11 protein-coding genes, 1 pseudogene and 1 CRISPR repeat array are annotated in these 15,062 nt (G+C 47.9%); of the genes and pseudogenes, 4 read left to right on the top strand and 8 right to left on the bottom strand.

The genetic code is table 11. The features are described 5' to 3' along the window. Positions 1-64 precede the first annotated feature (64 nt). Positions 65-1,030 (top strand): type I-G CRISPR-associated RAMP protein Csb1/Cas7g, encoded by a 966-nt coding sequence (gene cas7g / locus SPI9445_RS0113050; RefSeq protein ID WP_017305199.1) that lies wholly within the window; start codon positions 65-67, stop codon positions 1,028-1,030. A gap of 78 nt (positions 1,031-1,108) precedes the next feature. Here cas7g and SPI9445_RS30590 read toward each other — a convergent pair whose 3' ends face one another. After that, positions 1,109-1,336 carry a hypothetical protein gene (locus SPI9445_RS30590; protein ID WP_164674521.1) on the bottom strand — a complete coding sequence of 76 codons (228 nt, stop codon included), beginning with the start codon at positions 1,334-1,336 and terminating at the stop codon, positions 1,109-1,111. Positions 1,337-1,376: 40 nt separating this feature from the next. Here SPI9445_RS30590 and csb2 point away from each other — a divergent pair, with 40 nt between their 5' ends. Beyond that, on the top strand, positions 1,377-2,888 hold the full coding sequence (csb2, locus tag SPI9445_RS0113045; RefSeq protein WP_017305198.1) for a type I-G CRISPR-associated protein Csb2: 1,512 nt from the start codon (positions 1,377-1,379) through the stop codon (positions 2,886-2,888). 220 nt (positions 2,889-3,108) lie between these two features. Here csb2 and SPI9445_RS30585 read toward each other — a convergent pair whose 3' ends face one another. Beyond that, entirely contained in the window at positions 3,109-3,249 is a 141-nt protein-coding gene (locus tag SPI9445_RS30585; RefSeq protein ID WP_164674520.1) for a hypothetical protein, read from the bottom strand. 273 nt (positions 3,250-3,522) lie between these two features. After that, a CRISPR array of direct repeats spans positions 3,523-5,659; the repeat unit is 37 nt; unit sequence GTTTTAATTCCCTCTAAATGAGTGGCTCCATTGAAGC. 116 nt (positions 5,660-5,775) lie between these two features. On the opposite strand from SPI9445_RS30585, the pseudogene recR reads away from it, so the two are divergent. Continuing rightward, a pseudogene (gene recR, locus SPI9445_RS0113030) lies at positions 5,776-6,372 on the top strand (recombination mediator RecR); the annotation flags it as partial. 350 nt (positions 6,373-6,722) lie between these two features. On the opposite strand, the gene SPI9445_RS0113025 reads toward recR, so the two are convergent. The 4 genes from SPI9445_RS0113025 to SPI9445_RS0113010 all read right to left on the bottom strand — a co-directional run bounded on the left by SPI9445_RS0113025 (position 6,723) and on the right by SPI9445_RS0113010 (position 9,052). Then, positions 6,723-7,076 carry a phenylpyruvate tautomerase MIF-related protein gene (locus tag SPI9445_RS0113025; RefSeq protein WP_017305195.1) on the bottom strand — a complete coding sequence of 118 codons (354 nt, stop codon included), beginning with the start codon at positions 7,074-7,076 and terminating at the stop codon, positions 6,723-6,725. Positions 7,077-7,155: 79 nt separating this feature from the next. After that, positions 7,156-7,638 carry a flavin reductase family protein gene (locus tag SPI9445_RS0113020; protein WP_017305194.1) on the bottom strand — a complete coding sequence of 161 codons (483 nt, stop codon included), beginning with the start codon at positions 7,636-7,638 and terminating at the stop codon, positions 7,156-7,158. A 53-nt stretch (positions 7,639-7,691) separates the two neighbouring features. Next, positions 7,692-8,117, bottom strand: a complete 426-nt coding sequence (locus tag SPI9445_RS25470) for a TFIIB-type zinc ribbon-containing protein (RefSeq protein ID WP_052646637.1) — start codon at positions 8,115-8,117, stop codon at positions 7,692-7,694. 26 nt (positions 8,118-8,143) lie between these two features. Continuing rightward, positions 8,144-9,052 (bottom strand): carbohydrate ABC transporter permease, encoded by a 909-nt coding sequence (locus SPI9445_RS0113010; protein ID WP_017305192.1) that lies wholly within the window; start codon positions 9,050-9,052, stop codon positions 8,144-8,146. Positions 9,053-9,530: 478 nt separating this feature from the next. Between SPI9445_RS0113010 and SPI9445_RS27635 the strand changes: the two genes are divergently transcribed. Continuing rightward, positions 9,531-13,451 carry an EAL domain-containing protein gene (locus SPI9445_RS27635; protein WP_017305190.1) on the top strand — a complete coding sequence of 1,307 codons (3,921 nt, stop codon included), beginning with the start codon at positions 9,531-9,533 and terminating at the stop codon, positions 13,449-13,451. Here SPI9445_RS27635 and SPI9445_RS0113000 read toward each other — a convergent pair. Continuing rightward, positions 13,438-14,559 carry an NAD(P)/FAD-dependent oxidoreductase gene (locus SPI9445_RS0113000; RefSeq protein ID WP_017305189.1) on the bottom strand — a complete coding sequence of 374 codons (1,122 nt, stop codon included), beginning with the start codon at positions 14,557-14,559 and terminating at the stop codon, positions 13,438-13,440. The two genes, SPI9445_RS27635 and SPI9445_RS0113000, sit on opposite strands and share 14 nt — an antisense overlap. Then, positions 14,556-15,008, bottom strand: coding sequence for a photosystem II protein PsbQ (gene psbQ / locus SPI9445_RS0112995; protein WP_017305188.1), 453 nt, complete (start codon positions 15,006-15,008; stop codon positions 14,556-14,558). The genes SPI9445_RS0113000 and psbQ overlap by 4 nt, the downstream gene beginning before the upstream one ends. Positions 15,009-15,062 lie beyond the last annotated feature (54 nt).

The following is a 15,062-nucleotide window of genomic DNA, read 5'->3' as shown; positions in this document are numbered from 1 at the left end:
ACCTAACACCCCTAAATCCTGTTCAAATCAACCCATAAACTACCCAAATCAACAAGCAAAAATCATGAAAAACATCGACCTTTCCCCCCTAAAACAAGCCCCTCGTTTACTCCTAGAAGCTACCTTAAAACCCTTACAAGGTACTCGCTTCCAACCTACTGGATTTCCCGACTTAGGGGCAGCCACTTATAAACTGCCTGAATCTGGGACAACAATGGTTTTAGTGGAATCCGCCCAAAGTGTCGCCAATCGGTTGGAATCAACTGTATGGGATATAGCCAACAACCAACTGGTTCAAGCCTTAACCGGATTGCCCTTTGTGCAGGTTGTCAACGCTCAAGGTGAACCCTTTACCAACTCCATCCTAGAAGCCCATCGTCTCAACTCTAACTACATTGTCCAAGATATGAAACAGCCATTTTTAAAGCAAATTAAGCAAGAATTAGAAATCGACCCGGAAAAACCCGTTGATTTTCACCAGTTGGCTGTTGTTTTAGCTAAATATGACTTTAACTCTTTGCTTCATGGTGTTTTCCTCGCCCAGAAAGATTTAGCCGGAGGGCGTTTCAAACTAGCGCGGGCGTTATCCGGCTTTATTGAGGCGGAAAATGTGGAAGTTGTTTCATCGGGAGGGGTGAAAAATGACCGGGTGAATCCCCAAGGTGATGCTAAGAAAGGGGGGGGCAATATTCCCTTTCACCGCGAGGAATACACGGCCGCAAAAATCACGGCTTATTTTAGTTTAGATTTGGCTCAAATTCGGGGCTATCGTCTCGGTGAGGCTGTGGAAAACCTTCTGATTGCCTTAGCGTTGTGGAAAGTGCAGTCTTTTCTCCAGCAAGGCCTCCGCCTCAGAACAGCCTGTGATTTAGATTGTGTGGGTGATTTAGTTGTTACCCGGCCTGACTCTTTTTCCTTACCTTCTTTAGAGGATTTAACGGAGGCCTTACCGGAGTTAATCTCTACTGTAGCCAAGCAGGGGGTTTTTGCTGACCCCTCTATTACTGTTGTAAAACTCGGTAAATCTTAGGGTTAACTAGGGCTTTCTGAATAACTTTGCTGGTGGGGTTAGGGAACGGGGAACAGGGGGGGAGGGGGAGAGGGAGAATTAAGACTTACTACCGATTCCCGACTCCCTAGGGCGCAAGCATTGCGCCCCTACAACGATTCCCGACTCCCTAGGGCGCAAGCATTGCGCCCCTACAACGATTCCCGATTCCCTAGGGCGCAAGCATTGCGCCCCTACAACGATTCCCGATTCCCTAGGGCGCAAGCATTGCGCCCCTACAACGATTCCCGACTCCCGACTCCCACCTATTCCCTGTTTCCGAATCATTATCAAGTATCAACTCAACAATTAACACTCATATAGACCCATGACGATTGGTTTAACTATTAAATTTTTAGCGGGACGGTATCATGCTACGCCGTGGAATCATCAAGTGAATGAGGGGGTGGTGGAGTGGCCGCCTTCCCCTTGGCGGATTTTGCGGGGACTGGTTGCTGTGTACTATCGTTTACCAGACCCCCCAGAACGGTCTTTACTCTTGGGGTTGCTTACCCAGTTGGCGGAGGTGTTGCCCCGTTACCAGTTGCCCCCCCACACGGCCGCCCACACTCGCCACTATATGCCCATTAAGGATAAAACAACTCGGGTGATTGATACGTTTTATGCAGTTGAACGGTCAAATTGTCTCAAGGTTTGGTGGCCGGGGGTGGAGTTATCGACTCCGGAGCGGGAATTATTGGCTCAACTGGCGGAGAAGTTGTCTTATTTGGGACGGGCGGAATCTTGGGTGGAGGTGGAATCTTGGGTAGAGGTGGGGGTGATGGATACCCCGGCGGAACAGCCCACGACAGCCCCGGAACAGGCGGAATTAGACCCAGAACCGGACAAAATGCCGGAACAGATTAAAGTGTTGGTGCCGCTCTCTGGGGAGGGTTTAAGGGGCTTACAGGAGGCTTTAGCGTTGTTGCCGCGACCGAAGAAGGGCAAGAAGTCATGGCAAGCACCGGGAGATTTATTGGAGGCGTTAAGTTTAGATATTGGCGACCTCCATGCTCAGGGGTGGAATGGGATTCCGGGCGCTCGTTGGGTGTCCTATTGGACGATTCCCCCTCGGGTGTCGAAGTCTTCTAGTCCTTCTAATGTGAGCCAATTTCTGCCCAATGTGGCGCGGTTTCAGTTGGTGGCTCCGGTGTTGCCGCCCTTAACTCAGGCCATTAGTTTGGGGGAGCGTCTCCATCGCTCGTTAACGACTGGCTCAAAGTCGGAGAACTATCCCGATGGTTTACCGCTTTTTTCGGGGCGAGATGAGCAGGGGCCGCTTACAGGGCATCAACACGCTTTTTGTTTGCCGGAGGATGCAGATGGGGACGGGAAAATTGATCATTTGTTGGTTTGGGTGCGTGGGGGATTCAGTGGGGAAGGGGTGACGACGTTGGGGAAGGTGCGGAAGTTGCGGGGGCGTGGGGGGTCTGAGTTGGGGGTGGTGTTGTTGACTTTGGGGAAGGTGGAGCAAGGGGGGGCGGAGATGTTTGGGGGGTTATGTGGTCGGGGGAGGGTGTGGCGCAGTATAACGCCGTTGGTGTTGCCGAATCATCGTAAGAAGCGGGGGAAATATTCGGCGGAGGGACAGGTGAAATGGTTGTTGGAGGATATGGGGTTCCCTTGTCCTCAGTCGGTTGAAATTTGGCCGAGGTCTAGTCGTTTTGGGGGGGAACGGTTTTATGGGTCGGATTTTTGGTTACAGCGTCGGAATAACCACGGGGCGCGGGGGGTGAGTTATGGTTTGGGGGTAACGATTGAGTTTGAGCAGGAGGTGCAAGGGCCGATAGCGTTGGGCTATGGGGCGCATTTTGGGTTAGGTTTGTTTGAGGTGTGCTGAATTAGGGAGCCGGGGAGAGGGGGAATAGTGGGTAGGGTGCGTTAGCGGAGCGTAACGCTCCGTTCGGGCATCCCAAGGGCTATTTTTTCCCGACTCCTGACTCCCTAGGGCGCAAGCATTGCGCCCCTACAACAATTCCCTCTCTTCAGGGAACAGGGAACAGGGGGGAGAGTTCCCGGACTCCCGACTCCCGACTCCCTAGGGCGCAAGCATTGCGCCCCTACAACGATTCCCTCTCTTCAGGGAACAGGGAACAGGGAACAGGGGGGGAGAGTTCCCGGACTCCCGATTCCCGACTCCCGATTCCCGACTCCCGATTCCCGATTCCCGACTCCCGATTCCCGATTCCCGACTCCCGCATTCAGGCCGGATTAGGGGGAATTTGCGCGACGGGGTGGGTGTTTTTTTTGGCTGGGGGCAGAAAAGGGGGGCAAGGTCTTATGGGGTCTGGGTTTGAGCGTTTTCGGTGCTGGGGGACTGTCGCGCAGTTTCTCAAGGTCTTATGGGGTCTGGGTTTCGGGGGTTTTCATCAGGAGGAAAATCGGGTATGATGATCTTGTATCGCCTATTTTGGGTGAGTGTCGCGCAACTGCACCTTGAAAACCTTATGTATCAGGACTTTCAGACTGCCGCAGTTTTAATTCCCTCTAAATGAGTGGCTCCATTGAAGCTTTTGTAGAGTTTTTGTTGGAGAAGTTCCGCAAATGTTTTAATTCCCTCTAAATGAGTGGCTCCATTGAAGCTTGCAGCATTAAACCCACTAAAAAAAGGGACTTCAGTTTTAATTCCCTCTAAATGAGTGGCTCCATTGAAGCGCTTTAGTCCAAGCAAACTCTAACGCTTGCTTGAGTTTTAATTCCCTCTAAATGAGTGGCTCCATTGAAGCATCAGTTAGGACTGCCTGCCGACGACTTGAAATTGAGTTTTAATTCCCTCTAAATGAGTGGCTCCATTGAAGCTAGATCTATATCCGTTCTTCCTTACATCACATTAAGTTTTAATTCCCTCTAAATGAGTGGCTCCATTGAAGCTAAACTTCGGAGGGAGGTGGTATTTTGTTGGTTCACGTTTTAATTCCCTCTAAATGAGTGGCTCCATTGAAGCAAAAAACTTTTACAGATTTCTTTGTTTGGATTTTATGTTTTAATTCCCTCTAAATGAGTGGCTCCATTGAAGCCCACTATTACGTCACCGAGAGGCAACAGAGATGGGTTTTAATTCCCTCTAAATGAGTGGCTCCATTGAAGCATTTACGATGATTTGATGTCTGCAATCAACCTAAAGTTTTAATTCCCTCTAAATGAGTGGCTCCATTGAAGCAATTACACCAATTTTCTGGTTTCTGTGAACTTCCGCCAAAGTTTTAATTCCCTCTAAATGAGTGGCTCCATTGAAGCTAACGGTATAACTACCATCACGGGATTTACGGGTTTTAATTCCCTCTAAATGAGTGGCTCCATTGAAGCCCCTGTAACCTTTTCCGAGGGTCGACCATCCGAACGTTTTAATTCCCTCTAAATGAGTGGCTCCATTGAAGCTCAGCATCGACTCCAAACACCTGCTCAGGCCCGGGGTTTTAATTCCCTCTAAATGAGTGGCTCCATTGAAGCAGGCCCGGGGACGGGAACTTGTAGCAAGGGGGGCAGGGTTTTAATTCCCTCTAAATGAGTGGCTCCATTGAAGCATTTTAATTGATGAGATGGGTCTGATCCTCAAGGCGTTTTAATTCCCTCTAAATGAGTGGCTCCATTGAAGCGCCTATGCTGATTTGTCGATTGATTTTATTTGGCGTTTTAATTCCCTCTAAATGAGTGGCTCCATTGAAGCTCTGCTTTGTCTCTTCTCCTTTTGGTGGGATTTTCGTTTTAATTCCCTCTAAATGAGTGGCTCCATTGAAGCTGCCTTAAACTCTACTTTGGAAGAAACCAAAACATTCGGTTTTAATTCCCTCTAAATGAGTGGCTCCATTGAAGCAAGTTTGGATCGCTCCGTGCCTCTCCTTCCTATGTCGTTTTAATTCCCTCTAAATGAGTGGCTCCATTGAAGCAAAGCCCTCGCCCTTCGGATGGTGGAGTTGTTTGGCTGTTTTAATTCCCTCTAAATGAGTGGCTCCATTGAAGCGCTTCTTTGATTAATGGGGTCAGGGCAGGCTCAAGTTTTAATTCCCTCTAAATGAGTGGCTCCATTGAAGCTGCAATCGAAGGGCTGACCAGAGCATTTCCAATGCTGTTTTAATTCCCTCTAAATGAGTGGCTCCATTGAAGCACGCTCTTGAATCGTGCCACCAATGCCCGGTTCTGTTTTAATTCCCTCTAAATGAGTGGCTCCATTGAAGCTGACATAATAGGGCGCTTGTTATTGCGACTTTCCAGTTTTAATTCCCTCTAAATGAGTGGCTCCATTGAAGCGGGGAGATTCAGGCAGCTAATGCAGCCATACAGGGTTTTAATTCCCTCTAAATGAGTGGCTCCATTGAAGCGGGCAACCCGCTTTTACTACTCGCCGAGCTAATCAAGTTTTAATTCCCTCTAAATGAGTGGCTCCATTGAAGCGAACAAGTTGGGCTTGCTCAGGCTGGGTGTTTGTCGTTTTAATTCCCTCTAAATGAGTGGCTCCATTGAAGCACGGAGTGAAACCTGACTTGGTATATTTTCCACTCCGGTTTTAATTCCCTCTAAATGAGTGGCTCCATTGAAGCTTTGTTTATTTTTGTTTTGGGCTTTATGTTTTCCCAGTTTTAATTCCCTCTAAATGAGTGGCTCCATTGAAGCACATCCCGGCTGTCCCCCGACTCCCCGTTCCCTTTTCCATAGAAACCATGAACAGGTACAATAGGATTGTACTCCTCTCTAGAGTGACTCCATCATAACAAGGAGGTTTCGTCACGGTTTACACAGCCCCCCTTGCCCGTCTGATTGAACAATTACAACGCTTACCCGGTGTTGGCCCCAAAACAGCCCAACGGTTAGCGTTACATATCCTCAAACGCCCAGAGGATGAAGTGGAAGCCCTCGCTCAGGCTTTAGTGGAAGCGAAAAAGCGTGTCGGTTTGTGTCAAGTCTGTTTTCATCTCTCGGCGGAGCCAGTTTGTCCCATTTGTCGCCATCCCAATCGGGATAAAACGACGGTTTGCGTCGTGGCGGATAGTCGGGATGTTATTGCTTTGGAAAAAACCCGGGAGTATAACGGCCTGTACCATGTCTTGGGCGGGGTTATTTCCCCGATGGATGGCATCGGCCCGGACCAGTTAAATATTCAGTCCTTGGTGCGTCGAGTGAGCCAAAACGCTATACAGGAGGTTATTCTAGCCATTAGCCCCAGTGTGGAAGGGGAAACGACGACGTTGTATGTGGGACAGTTAGTTAAGCCTTTTACTAAGGTGACACAAATTGCTTTCGGTTTGCCGATGGGGGGAGATTTGGAATATGCCGATGAGGTGACTTTAGCCCGGGCGCTAGAAGGACGACGAGAGTTGATGAGTTAAAAGATAGAGAATGGACTTGTCCCAAGTGTGGAACTCATACTAATTTAACAAAAATGTTGCGGAATTCCCCTTCCTCGCTTGCAGGGAGGGGATGGACTTGACCACTAACTCCCAAAAGCGAAAACCAAGCTAAAAAGGGCTGTGTTGCAAGAGAAAATTTGGGTCTTAGGAACTAGGACTTCTGCTTGGGGAGGGAAGATAAGACTCGCTATATTTCGGTATGGAAAGCACTTCCCATTGAATCAGGAAGCTCCATCCTCGCGCCTCGGCAGGGTGGGGTAGTTCACTGAAACAAGAATCTCCCGCCACAGCGCAGCTTGGCGGTGAGAGTGTCAGAATGGGTTATTGACTTAACCAAATGTGCCACTATTCCAGCCCCACATGGAGCCCTTCGCATCGGCAAATTCAATGTAAATCCGCCCCACTGGAACGCCTAATCTTTCACTAATCACTTGACAAAAGTCTTGGCTCATGCTCTTGGTCTGACTAGAACTCATTGTGCCAATACTTTTAATTTCTATATAACAAACCGGGTCAGTTGTTCCTGCAAAGGTCATAGGAACATCACTTTCAAAAGCGGTCATAACATAGGATTCGGGTTTACCTAAATGTTGGGCTAATTTAGCCGATAAATTCTTTAACAACGACTCCACTTGTGCCTTATCGGGACTAACAACAGAGGATTTTATCTGAATCAATGGCATGGGAAATTTATCCTGATTTTGAATTGATTTTTAAGGGTTAACCTATCATGGTTGGGCTTAATTTTAGGGCAAGAACCCATTAACCGCCATATTGCCATCCGGTACTTTCTAAGGTTAAGGGATCTCCTTCCCGATGAATTCCAGCCCCAATGACTTGGGCAACAAACACGGTATGATCTCCTTCTTGAACAGATCCGACTACTTTACATTCCACATAACCTAATGAGTCGGTGAGGATGGGACAACCTGTTTCTGCACCAAGGGTAAAGTCAATATCGGCTAATTTGTTCCCGACTCGACGCTGGGGTTTAAAAAATTTAGCGGCTACTTCTTTTTGACCACTTTCGAGGAAGGACAAGGCAAAAACGCCGCTATTTTGAATCATGGCATGGGAGCCAGAATCTTGTCGCACACAGTTGACAATTAAGGGGGGTTCAAAGGAAGCTTGCATGACCCAACTGGCTGTAAAACCATTCATTTCTTCGCCGTCTTTTACCCCACAGACATATAAACCGTGGGGGATTTTGCGTAACATGGTTTTTTTAGCGTTTTCGTCTAACATGGGCTGATTTTAAAGGGATACTCGCCCTAGTGTATCAAATGTTTGGTTAGGAGTTAGGGGTCAATCTGTCTCGGGAGGGGGCCATTAGCGGTAAATCCCCATAAACGCTTGATGGATGGGCTGGTTTTGTTGCGGCTAAAGTTCTGTTTAAATTTTTTAAATTCTCCGGCATCTAGCCAAATGCCATGACATTTAACACATTTTTCGTACCAAATACTGTATTGATCTATGTCTAGCATTTGTAGGAGGGGGGTGCGGCAACGGGGACAGGATAGGGGTTTGGCGGAGGGATCGTAGCGATCGCCAACCACTTCCTCCCCATCATCCAAAATCTCCGATCCCTCAATAGTCTTCAACTGTTCAGCCTCTCGATAATCAAACCAAATGCCATGACACTGGATACAGCGATCTACCTCAATCTCGGCATACATCACTTGTTCCATTGCTCCATTGCATTTGGGACAGCGTATGGGTTTCATGGGATTTTAGGAGTAAAAAGATAAGGTTAAAAACGCAGATTAGCGTAATTTTTCTGACGATTGGAGAGATACAAATTGAGCAAGGCTAGTCCAAAAATTAGTAAAAATAGAACTAACCCAATGGTACAAGCGTAAGTAATTTCAAAATGGCGAAAGGCCTGTTCATACATATAAAAAACCACGGTTTTAGAACGATTTCCAGGCCCCCCTTGAGTCATGACATACACTTCATCAAAAACCTTAGTCGCAGAAATAGCAGAAATGACGGCGACTAATACTAAATAGGGACGCATTAAGGGTAATGTAATATCCCAATGTTTGCGCCATCCCACTGAACCATCAATGGCGGCCGCTTCGTACAATTCCGCCGGAATCCCTTGTAGTCCAGCTAAATAAATCACCATATAGTAACCCAATCCTTTCCAAATGGTCACGACCATAACGCTGTATAGAGGTAAATTAGAATGGGGGTCTGTTAACCACAAAATACCAGACTCCCAGCCGAGGGCGCGTAAAATTTGATTAAAAACCCCGTTAGAGTCATATAAGGCATTCCACGCGATCCCCGCTACGACCATGGAAATTACTACGGGTGTAAAAAAATACATTCTAAACCAGTGAATCCCCCGGAGCTTTTGATTCACTAAAACCGCTAAAAATAGGGGCAGAAAGACTAAAATAGGAACGACTCCAATCAGATAAAGGAGGGTATTGCGTAAGGTCTGCCAAAAAACTGGGTCTGCCAGCAAACGCTCAAAATTTGCCAAACCAATCCAAGTCGGAGGGTCATTCAGCATTCGTTCATAACGGGCAAAACTAAGGGAAAATGCTTGAAAAGCCGGGAAAAAAACCGTCAAGGTTAAAATCCCTAAAGCGGGTAACAAAAAAGCGTAGGGGACCCAAGATAATCTAAATTTTGAGGGCGTGTCGTTCATTGAAGTTTCGTTAAAATGTATTCAGTGTAACAAAATAAAATGATTCAACTGAGTTTAATTTTAGGTAAGGGAATAGATCACAGATCACTACACCAGTTTGATAGAGCTAAGTTTAGGCTAGTTGTCCAGTTTGAAGAAAAGTCCATTTTAAAAGATAGGTCTTCAGATTTTCTCGATCACCTAAGAGTAGTACATATGAACTATTAATTAACTCGTTTTCATTGGTTTTTTCCAGTTCTTTTGTTCGTTTCAGTTTAGGAGTCTAAATCTTGGAGATGCAGAATCACAGGTTTTGGGGCTGGAATTTTAGGGCAAAAGCCAAAACCTTAAGCGGAAAAACAACTCAAACTAGGCAGGATTCAAACTAAACCCTTCAGGGGGAATAACATCATCCTAATCCATTGGCTCTTGATGAATTGGTTCTGAATGAGATAGTGACATATAACTTAAGCATAATTAATTTAGGCATAATTCTGTGATGAATTCGGTTCATAGGAAGTCTTCCGACCTCTTAACCCCTAACCCCCAGCATCGTGAAACATCTAACTCAGCATTATCTCCCTTTTGCGACGCTGAGTTTGGGTTAGAACTCTTTCTGGCATTATCTCTTCCGGTGGTAGTCGCTTCCGTAGAAGATGGGGCTATTCTCCACGCCAATGAGGGATTCTGTGGGGTGTTTGGGTTAACCCCCCAGCAGGTTATCGGTCACTGTAGCCTAGAGTTTTATTTTGAGTCGGCCGCGTGGCAAGTGTTGTTTCAGGCCTTGTTGCAATATCGGTCTTTGACGAACTATGAACTAAAATTGAGGCGGATTGATGGGAAACCCCTTTGGGGTTTGGTGTCGCTGCAATTGATGGATTGGCAAGGTCAGGAAGTGGTCTTAGGGGTGTTTCAAGATATTACTTACCCCAAGCAGATTGAAAAAGCGCTACAAGAACGGCAACAGGATTTATCGAGTTTAACCCGCAATATTCCGGGGACGATTTACCGAATTCATCGGGATCCTCTTTGGACTTGTTTGTTTATCAGTGATGGCTGTACGGAATTAACCGGGTATCGTCCCCGAGAGTTTACCCGACACCGTAAGCTGACTTGGTTTGATTTAATTCACCCCGATGATCGGGAGAGGGTAAGGTCTGCGCTGGAGTCGGTGAGTCCTCAAGAAAGTGCTTTGAGTTTGGAGTATCGGATTATTACCCGACAGGGACAGCAAAAATGGGTCTGGGATCAGGGAAATGGGGTCTTTTCTCAACAGGGGGAATTGATTGCACTGGAGGGGTTGATTACGGATATTACCAAGCGCAAGAGTCAGGAAGAGGAGGCGAATTTGCTCAATAGTCTTTGTTTGAGTATTGGGGAAGCGGAGGACTTGGACAGTGCGATCGCCACCATTCTCCTGAAGATTTGCCAAGCGACGGGGTGGAACTTTGGGGAGGCTTGGGTCAGTAATGCAGACTACACGGCTTTAGAATTAAGTCCGGCCTGGTGTTGTTATCATCCCTTAAATTCGGACAAGGTAGACTGTTCTCCTCTATTCGAGACCTTTCGCCAAGTCAGCCAAAACTATCATTTTAAACCCGGTTCTGGTTTGCCCGGTCGGATTTGGCTAACGGGAAAACCCTACTGGTCGCTAGATTTAAGCCAAGATGAAGGATTTTTACGGGGGGAAATCGCCCAACACTGTGGCTTTAAAACGGGCTTTGGGGTACCGATTTTAGTAGAAGGCAAAATTATTGCGGTGTTAGTGTTCTTTAGCCAACAGATCCAACCGTGGAATCAGTATTTGGTGGATTTAGTGAGTACCTTTGCCCAACGACCTGAAGGGATCACCCACCATCTGGGACAGTTAATGCAGCGTAAACAAATTGAAGCACAACTGCACGCCAGTCAGCAACAACTGAGTCGTTTAGTCAATGCCATGCCGGGGATTTTCTTCCAAGCGGATCCCAATCCTCCCCACTGGTCTATGACTTATTTAAGTGAGGGCTGTTGTGAGTTAACGGGTTATACCAGTGAGGAGTTAAGTCGCCCGGATCAAAATGCTTTTGACCGGATTATTCACCCCGAGGATCTACCGATGGTGTTGGCGGCGATTCGTGAGGGGGCAGAAAACCAGCACCCCTATATTGTGGAATATCGCATTAAAACCCGCTCTGGGGCGGAAAAATGGGTCTGGGAGAAAGGTCATGGGATTTATGACCCTCAAGGGCAATTGTTGGGGCTAGAGGGCTTTATTACGGATATTACCGACCGGAAACGGAGTGAGGATGCTCTACAAGCCCAAGCGAGCGAACTACAGGCGCTGTTTTCGGCCATGAGTGACACAATTTTGGTATTTAATGGCGAGGGGCGGTATTTGAAAATTGCCCGGACGAAGGCGGCGCTTTTGGTTCAACCTTATGAGCATTTGTTAAATAAAACCATTCAGGAGGTGTTTCCGGGGGCTGAAGCGGATCGCTATCTGACCTGTATTCAGGAGACATTAGCAACGGGGAAAACCATTCGCAATTTTGAGTATTCCCTGACCATTGAGGGGAAAGAATACTGGTTTTCAGCGAATATTTCTCCGACACCGGATCAAACGGTGGTCTGGGTGTCTCGGGATATTACGGAAATTAAGGAAGCCCAAGAGAGTTTAGCCCAAGCGGAGGTCAAGTATCGGAGTATTTTTGAGAATGCCCTAGAGGGGATTTTCCAAAGTACGGCCGATGGTCACTATCTGAGTGTGAATCCCGCTTTGGCGCAAATTTATGGCTATGATTCCCCGACGGAGTTAATGGAGTCTCTAACGAATATTGGGGAGCAACTCTATGTTGATCCTCGCCGACGGCAGGAGTTTGTACGGCAGATGAGGGCAACGGGGGCGGTGGTCGGTTTTGAGTCTCAAATTTATCGGCGCGATCGCAGCAAGGTCTGGATTTGTGAAAATGCCCGCGCTGTCCACGATGAGACGGGTCAACTCCTTTATTATGAGGGGATGGTAGTCGATATCACCCCAGAAAAAGAAATTAAACAAGAACTTCATCAACGGGCTTTTTATGATTCCTTGACAAATTTACCGAATCGTGCATTGTTCCGAATGCGATTGAGTGAGGCGTTACGGCGTTCCCAATTAAGCGAATCTCAGGAAGATTATAAATTTGCCGTGCTGTTTTTAGACTTGGATCGGTTTAAGGTGGTCAACGACAGTTTAGGGCATTTAGTGGGGGACGAGTTATTAAAAGCGATCGCCCGTCGGTTAGAACATTGTGTGCGCGGCCATGATACCGTAGCCCGTTTAGGGGGCGATGAGTTCACCATTTTACTGGAAGATATCCACAGCATTAATATTGCTACCCAAGTAGCAGAACGCATCGAACAGTCTTTATCCTTGCCCTTCCATCTCAACGGGTATCAAGTGTTTACCGGGGTCAGCATTGGCATTGTTTACAGTAGTGTCATCCCCGGTTTACAAGACCCCAAAGACACCCTACCCATTTATTACGAACAGCCTGATGATGTTCTCCGAGATGCCGACACCGCCCTCTATCAGGCGAAGGAACGGGGCAAAGGCTGTTATCAGGTTTTCACCCCGACGATGTATCAAACCGCCATGAAACGGCTCAAACTGGAGTTAGAGTTACGGGAGGCCATTGAGGAGCGTCATTTAGTCATTCACTACCAGCCCATCGTTGATTTAAGTACAGGGAATCTGCGAGGCTTTGAAGCCCTCTTACGTTGGCAACATCCCCAGCGCGGGTTATTGTACCCCGATAGTTTTTTAGGATTAGCCGAGGAAACGGGATTGATTATCCCCATTGGGGAGTGGATGCTGCGGGAGGTTTGTCAAAGTTTGAAGGCTTGGCAAGCGGAAAATCAGTTAAATTTCCCGTTATTTGTCAATTTAAACTGTTCTCGCAAACAATTTTTACATCCCAATCTGATTGATCAGATTGATCAAGTGTGCCGGGAAACCCGGATTGATAGTGCTTGGTTGAGTTTAGAAGTCACGGAACGTCTTTGGACAGAAAACCGGGAGTTCACCGCCGCCCGCTTAGTGGAATTACAAGCACGACGGATTAAACTTTGCATTGATGATTTTGGTATGGGGTACTCCTGCTTAAATGATTTGCGGCAGGGGGTGGTAAATACCTTAAAGATTGATCGCTCGTTTATTCGGGAGATTGAAACCAATGCCAGTAGTGTGGAAATTGCCCGAATTATCATTATGTTATCCCAGAGTTTGGGCATGGACGCGATCGCCGAAGGCATCGAAACAGAAACCCAACTCTTGAAGATTCAAGAGTTGGGTTGTTCCTTAGCTCAAGGTTATTTCTTCTCGGATGCCTTGGATGCCCCCAGTGCAGGGCGTTTAGTGGAGGAACAAGAGGCGTTCTGTCGCCGTTCTAGCTTACGCTAGGATTAACATACTCTCCTGTTACCCAATCCCGGACCGCTAGGGCTGTAGCCGGGGCAAGAAGAACCCCATTGCGGTAATGTCCCGTTGCTAAAATCACATTGCTATACCCTTGAAGCGGTTCAATAATGGGCGCTGGGCGACCTTCGGGACGGGGGCGCTGACCCGACCAAATGCGGATAATTTTGGCGGTGGCTAAGTCGGGACAAAATTCACTCGCCCGTTGTCGCACTTCTTCCAATAAAACCGGATTCGCCACTAATTCCCCCTGATGATTGGGAAATTCCACCGTTGCCCCCAGCCAGTATTGAGAACGCCCGACGGGGACAATATGCACATCTTCCCCGGTGATCACAGGTTGAAACGAGTCATTGAGGGGGTGATCTAACTCCAGATGTAGGGCTTGTCCTAATACGGGGCGTATATCAACGGGACTGGCGAGGGCTTGGGTGAGGGCGGTTGAACCTAATCCGGCGGCCAGGACTAACCACTCACAGTCAAGAGATCCTATCGTGGTTTGAACGTGATGGCATTGGCGGGTTTCTGCGCCTTCTGGGGCGGTTGCCGAGAAATTTTGAACTTCAACCCCAAATTGACAGGTTACGCCGCGATTTTGGGCGGCGGTGAGGAAGGCTTGGGTAACGGCGGTGGGGTCAAGTTGTAGGTCTTGGGGGGAATAGATGGCGGCGATCGCCCGAGAGGTTTTAACTTGGGGGGTGCGATCGCGCAGTTGCTCCTGATCCCACAGTTCCAGCCTCCAGCCTTGGCTCCCCCGTTGTTCAATCAGCTTTTGCCAACGGGGGAGTTCTGTGGGGTCAAAACAGAGCATCAAAATTCCCTGATTATTGTGGGGGATAGGTTGCCCCAGTTCTGCGGTTAGTTGGGGGAGCAGGGCAGTATAGCGTTGAATACTGGTGGCGCGCAATTGCCAAGCCCTGCCCTTGTTTTTCTGGCTAATGGCCCCCATGAGTACGCCGAGGGCGGCGTTGGTAGACCCCGATGCCGGAACAGCGCGCTCCAACAGGGTAATCTCCAACCCTGCCACTAAACTTAACTCATAGGCGATCGCCGCTCCGACAATCCCCCCCCCGACAATAACCACTCGACTCATGAATCACTCTGAGTGGGAATCAAGTTAATAAAGGCATCAAAATCCCCCACAGCCCCTTTATACTCATCCACTGCCAACTTATAGGCGCGACCTTGGGCGGCTTCATCAATGCGTTCAAAGTGGGCGAATAATTCTTTCGCCGTGTCTGCGGCTGGGGGTTGATCTTTAGTTAACAGGGCGCGGGTGACGGCGCTGGTGCTGGCGCGTAAGTCGCCGAGGGGACCGTGAATAAAGGAATCAACGTCATTCCATTCTTTTTTTTCAATGAGTTTCCCTAACTCGGGCATCCGTTCTCTAGCCGCTTTAACCGGGGCGAGATAGGTGGCAATTTCAGCCACTTTCTCGGGAGTGTAGGTGGGGGGAGCTTTCGCAACACCACTCCCACAGGCGACGAGGAAGGAGGTCATTAAGACCAAAAGCAAAGCCAGAATAGACCTTAACTGTTTCATAATGGGTTTTGGAATTCAATCGATTTGATATCACTAGAATACAGAGTTTCGCGA

Source organism: Spirulina subsalsa PCC 9445 (genome assembly GCF_000314005.1).
Classification (GTDB): domain Bacteria; phylum Cyanobacteriota; class Cyanobacteriia; order Cyanobacteriales; family Spirulinaceae; genus Spirulina_A; species Spirulina_A subsalsa.
The sequence above is the reverse complement of the archived record's forward strand: the minus strand, read 5'-3'. Positions and strand labels throughout refer to the sequence as shown.

What these genes read in the sequence shown, in the direction of transcription:
- csb2 (WP_017305198.1), top strand. Translation starts at nt 1,377, where the DNA reads ATGACGATTGGTTTAACTATTAAATTTTTAGCGGGACGGTATCATGCT.
- SPI9445_RS0113010 (WP_017305192.1), bottom strand. Translation starts at nt 9,052, where the DNA reads ATGAACGACACGCCCTCAAAATTTAGATTATCTTGGGTCCCCTACGCT.
- SPI9445_RS25470 (WP_052646637.1), bottom strand. Translation starts at nt 8,117, where the DNA reads ATGAAACCCATACGCTGTCCCAAATGCAATGGAGCAATGGAACAAGTG.
- psbQ (WP_017305188.1), bottom strand. Translation starts at nt 15,008, where the DNA reads ATGAAACAGTTAAGGTCTATTCTGGCTTTGCTTTTGGTCTTAATGACC.
- SPI9445_RS0113025 (WP_017305195.1), bottom strand. Translation starts at nt 7,076, where the DNA reads ATGCCATTGATTCAGATAAAATCCTCTGTTGTTAGTCCCGATAAGGCA.
- cas7g (WP_017305199.1), top strand. Translation starts at nt 65, where the DNA reads ATGAAAAACATCGACCTTTCCCCCCTAAAACAAGCCCCTCGTTTACTC.
- SPI9445_RS0113000 (WP_017305189.1), bottom strand. Translation starts at nt 14,559, where the DNA reads ATGAGTCGAGTGGTTATTGTCGGGGGGGGGATTGTCGGAGCGGCGATC.
- SPI9445_RS30590 (WP_164674521.1), bottom strand. Translation starts at nt 1,336, where the DNA reads ATGATTCGGAAACAGGGAATAGGTGGGAGTCGGGAGTCGGGAATCGTT.
- SPI9445_RS0113020 (WP_017305194.1), bottom strand. Translation starts at nt 7,638, where the DNA reads ATGTTAGACGAAAACGCTAAAAAAACCATGTTACGCAAAATCCCCCAC.
- SPI9445_RS27635 (WP_017305190.1), top strand. Translation starts at nt 9,531, where the DNA reads ATGAATTCGGTTCATAGGAAGTCTTCCGACCTCTTAACCCCTAACCCC.
- SPI9445_RS30585 (WP_164674520.1), bottom strand. Translation starts at nt 3,249, where the DNA reads ATGCGGGAGTCGGGAATCGGGAATCGGGAGTCGGGAATCGGGAATCGG.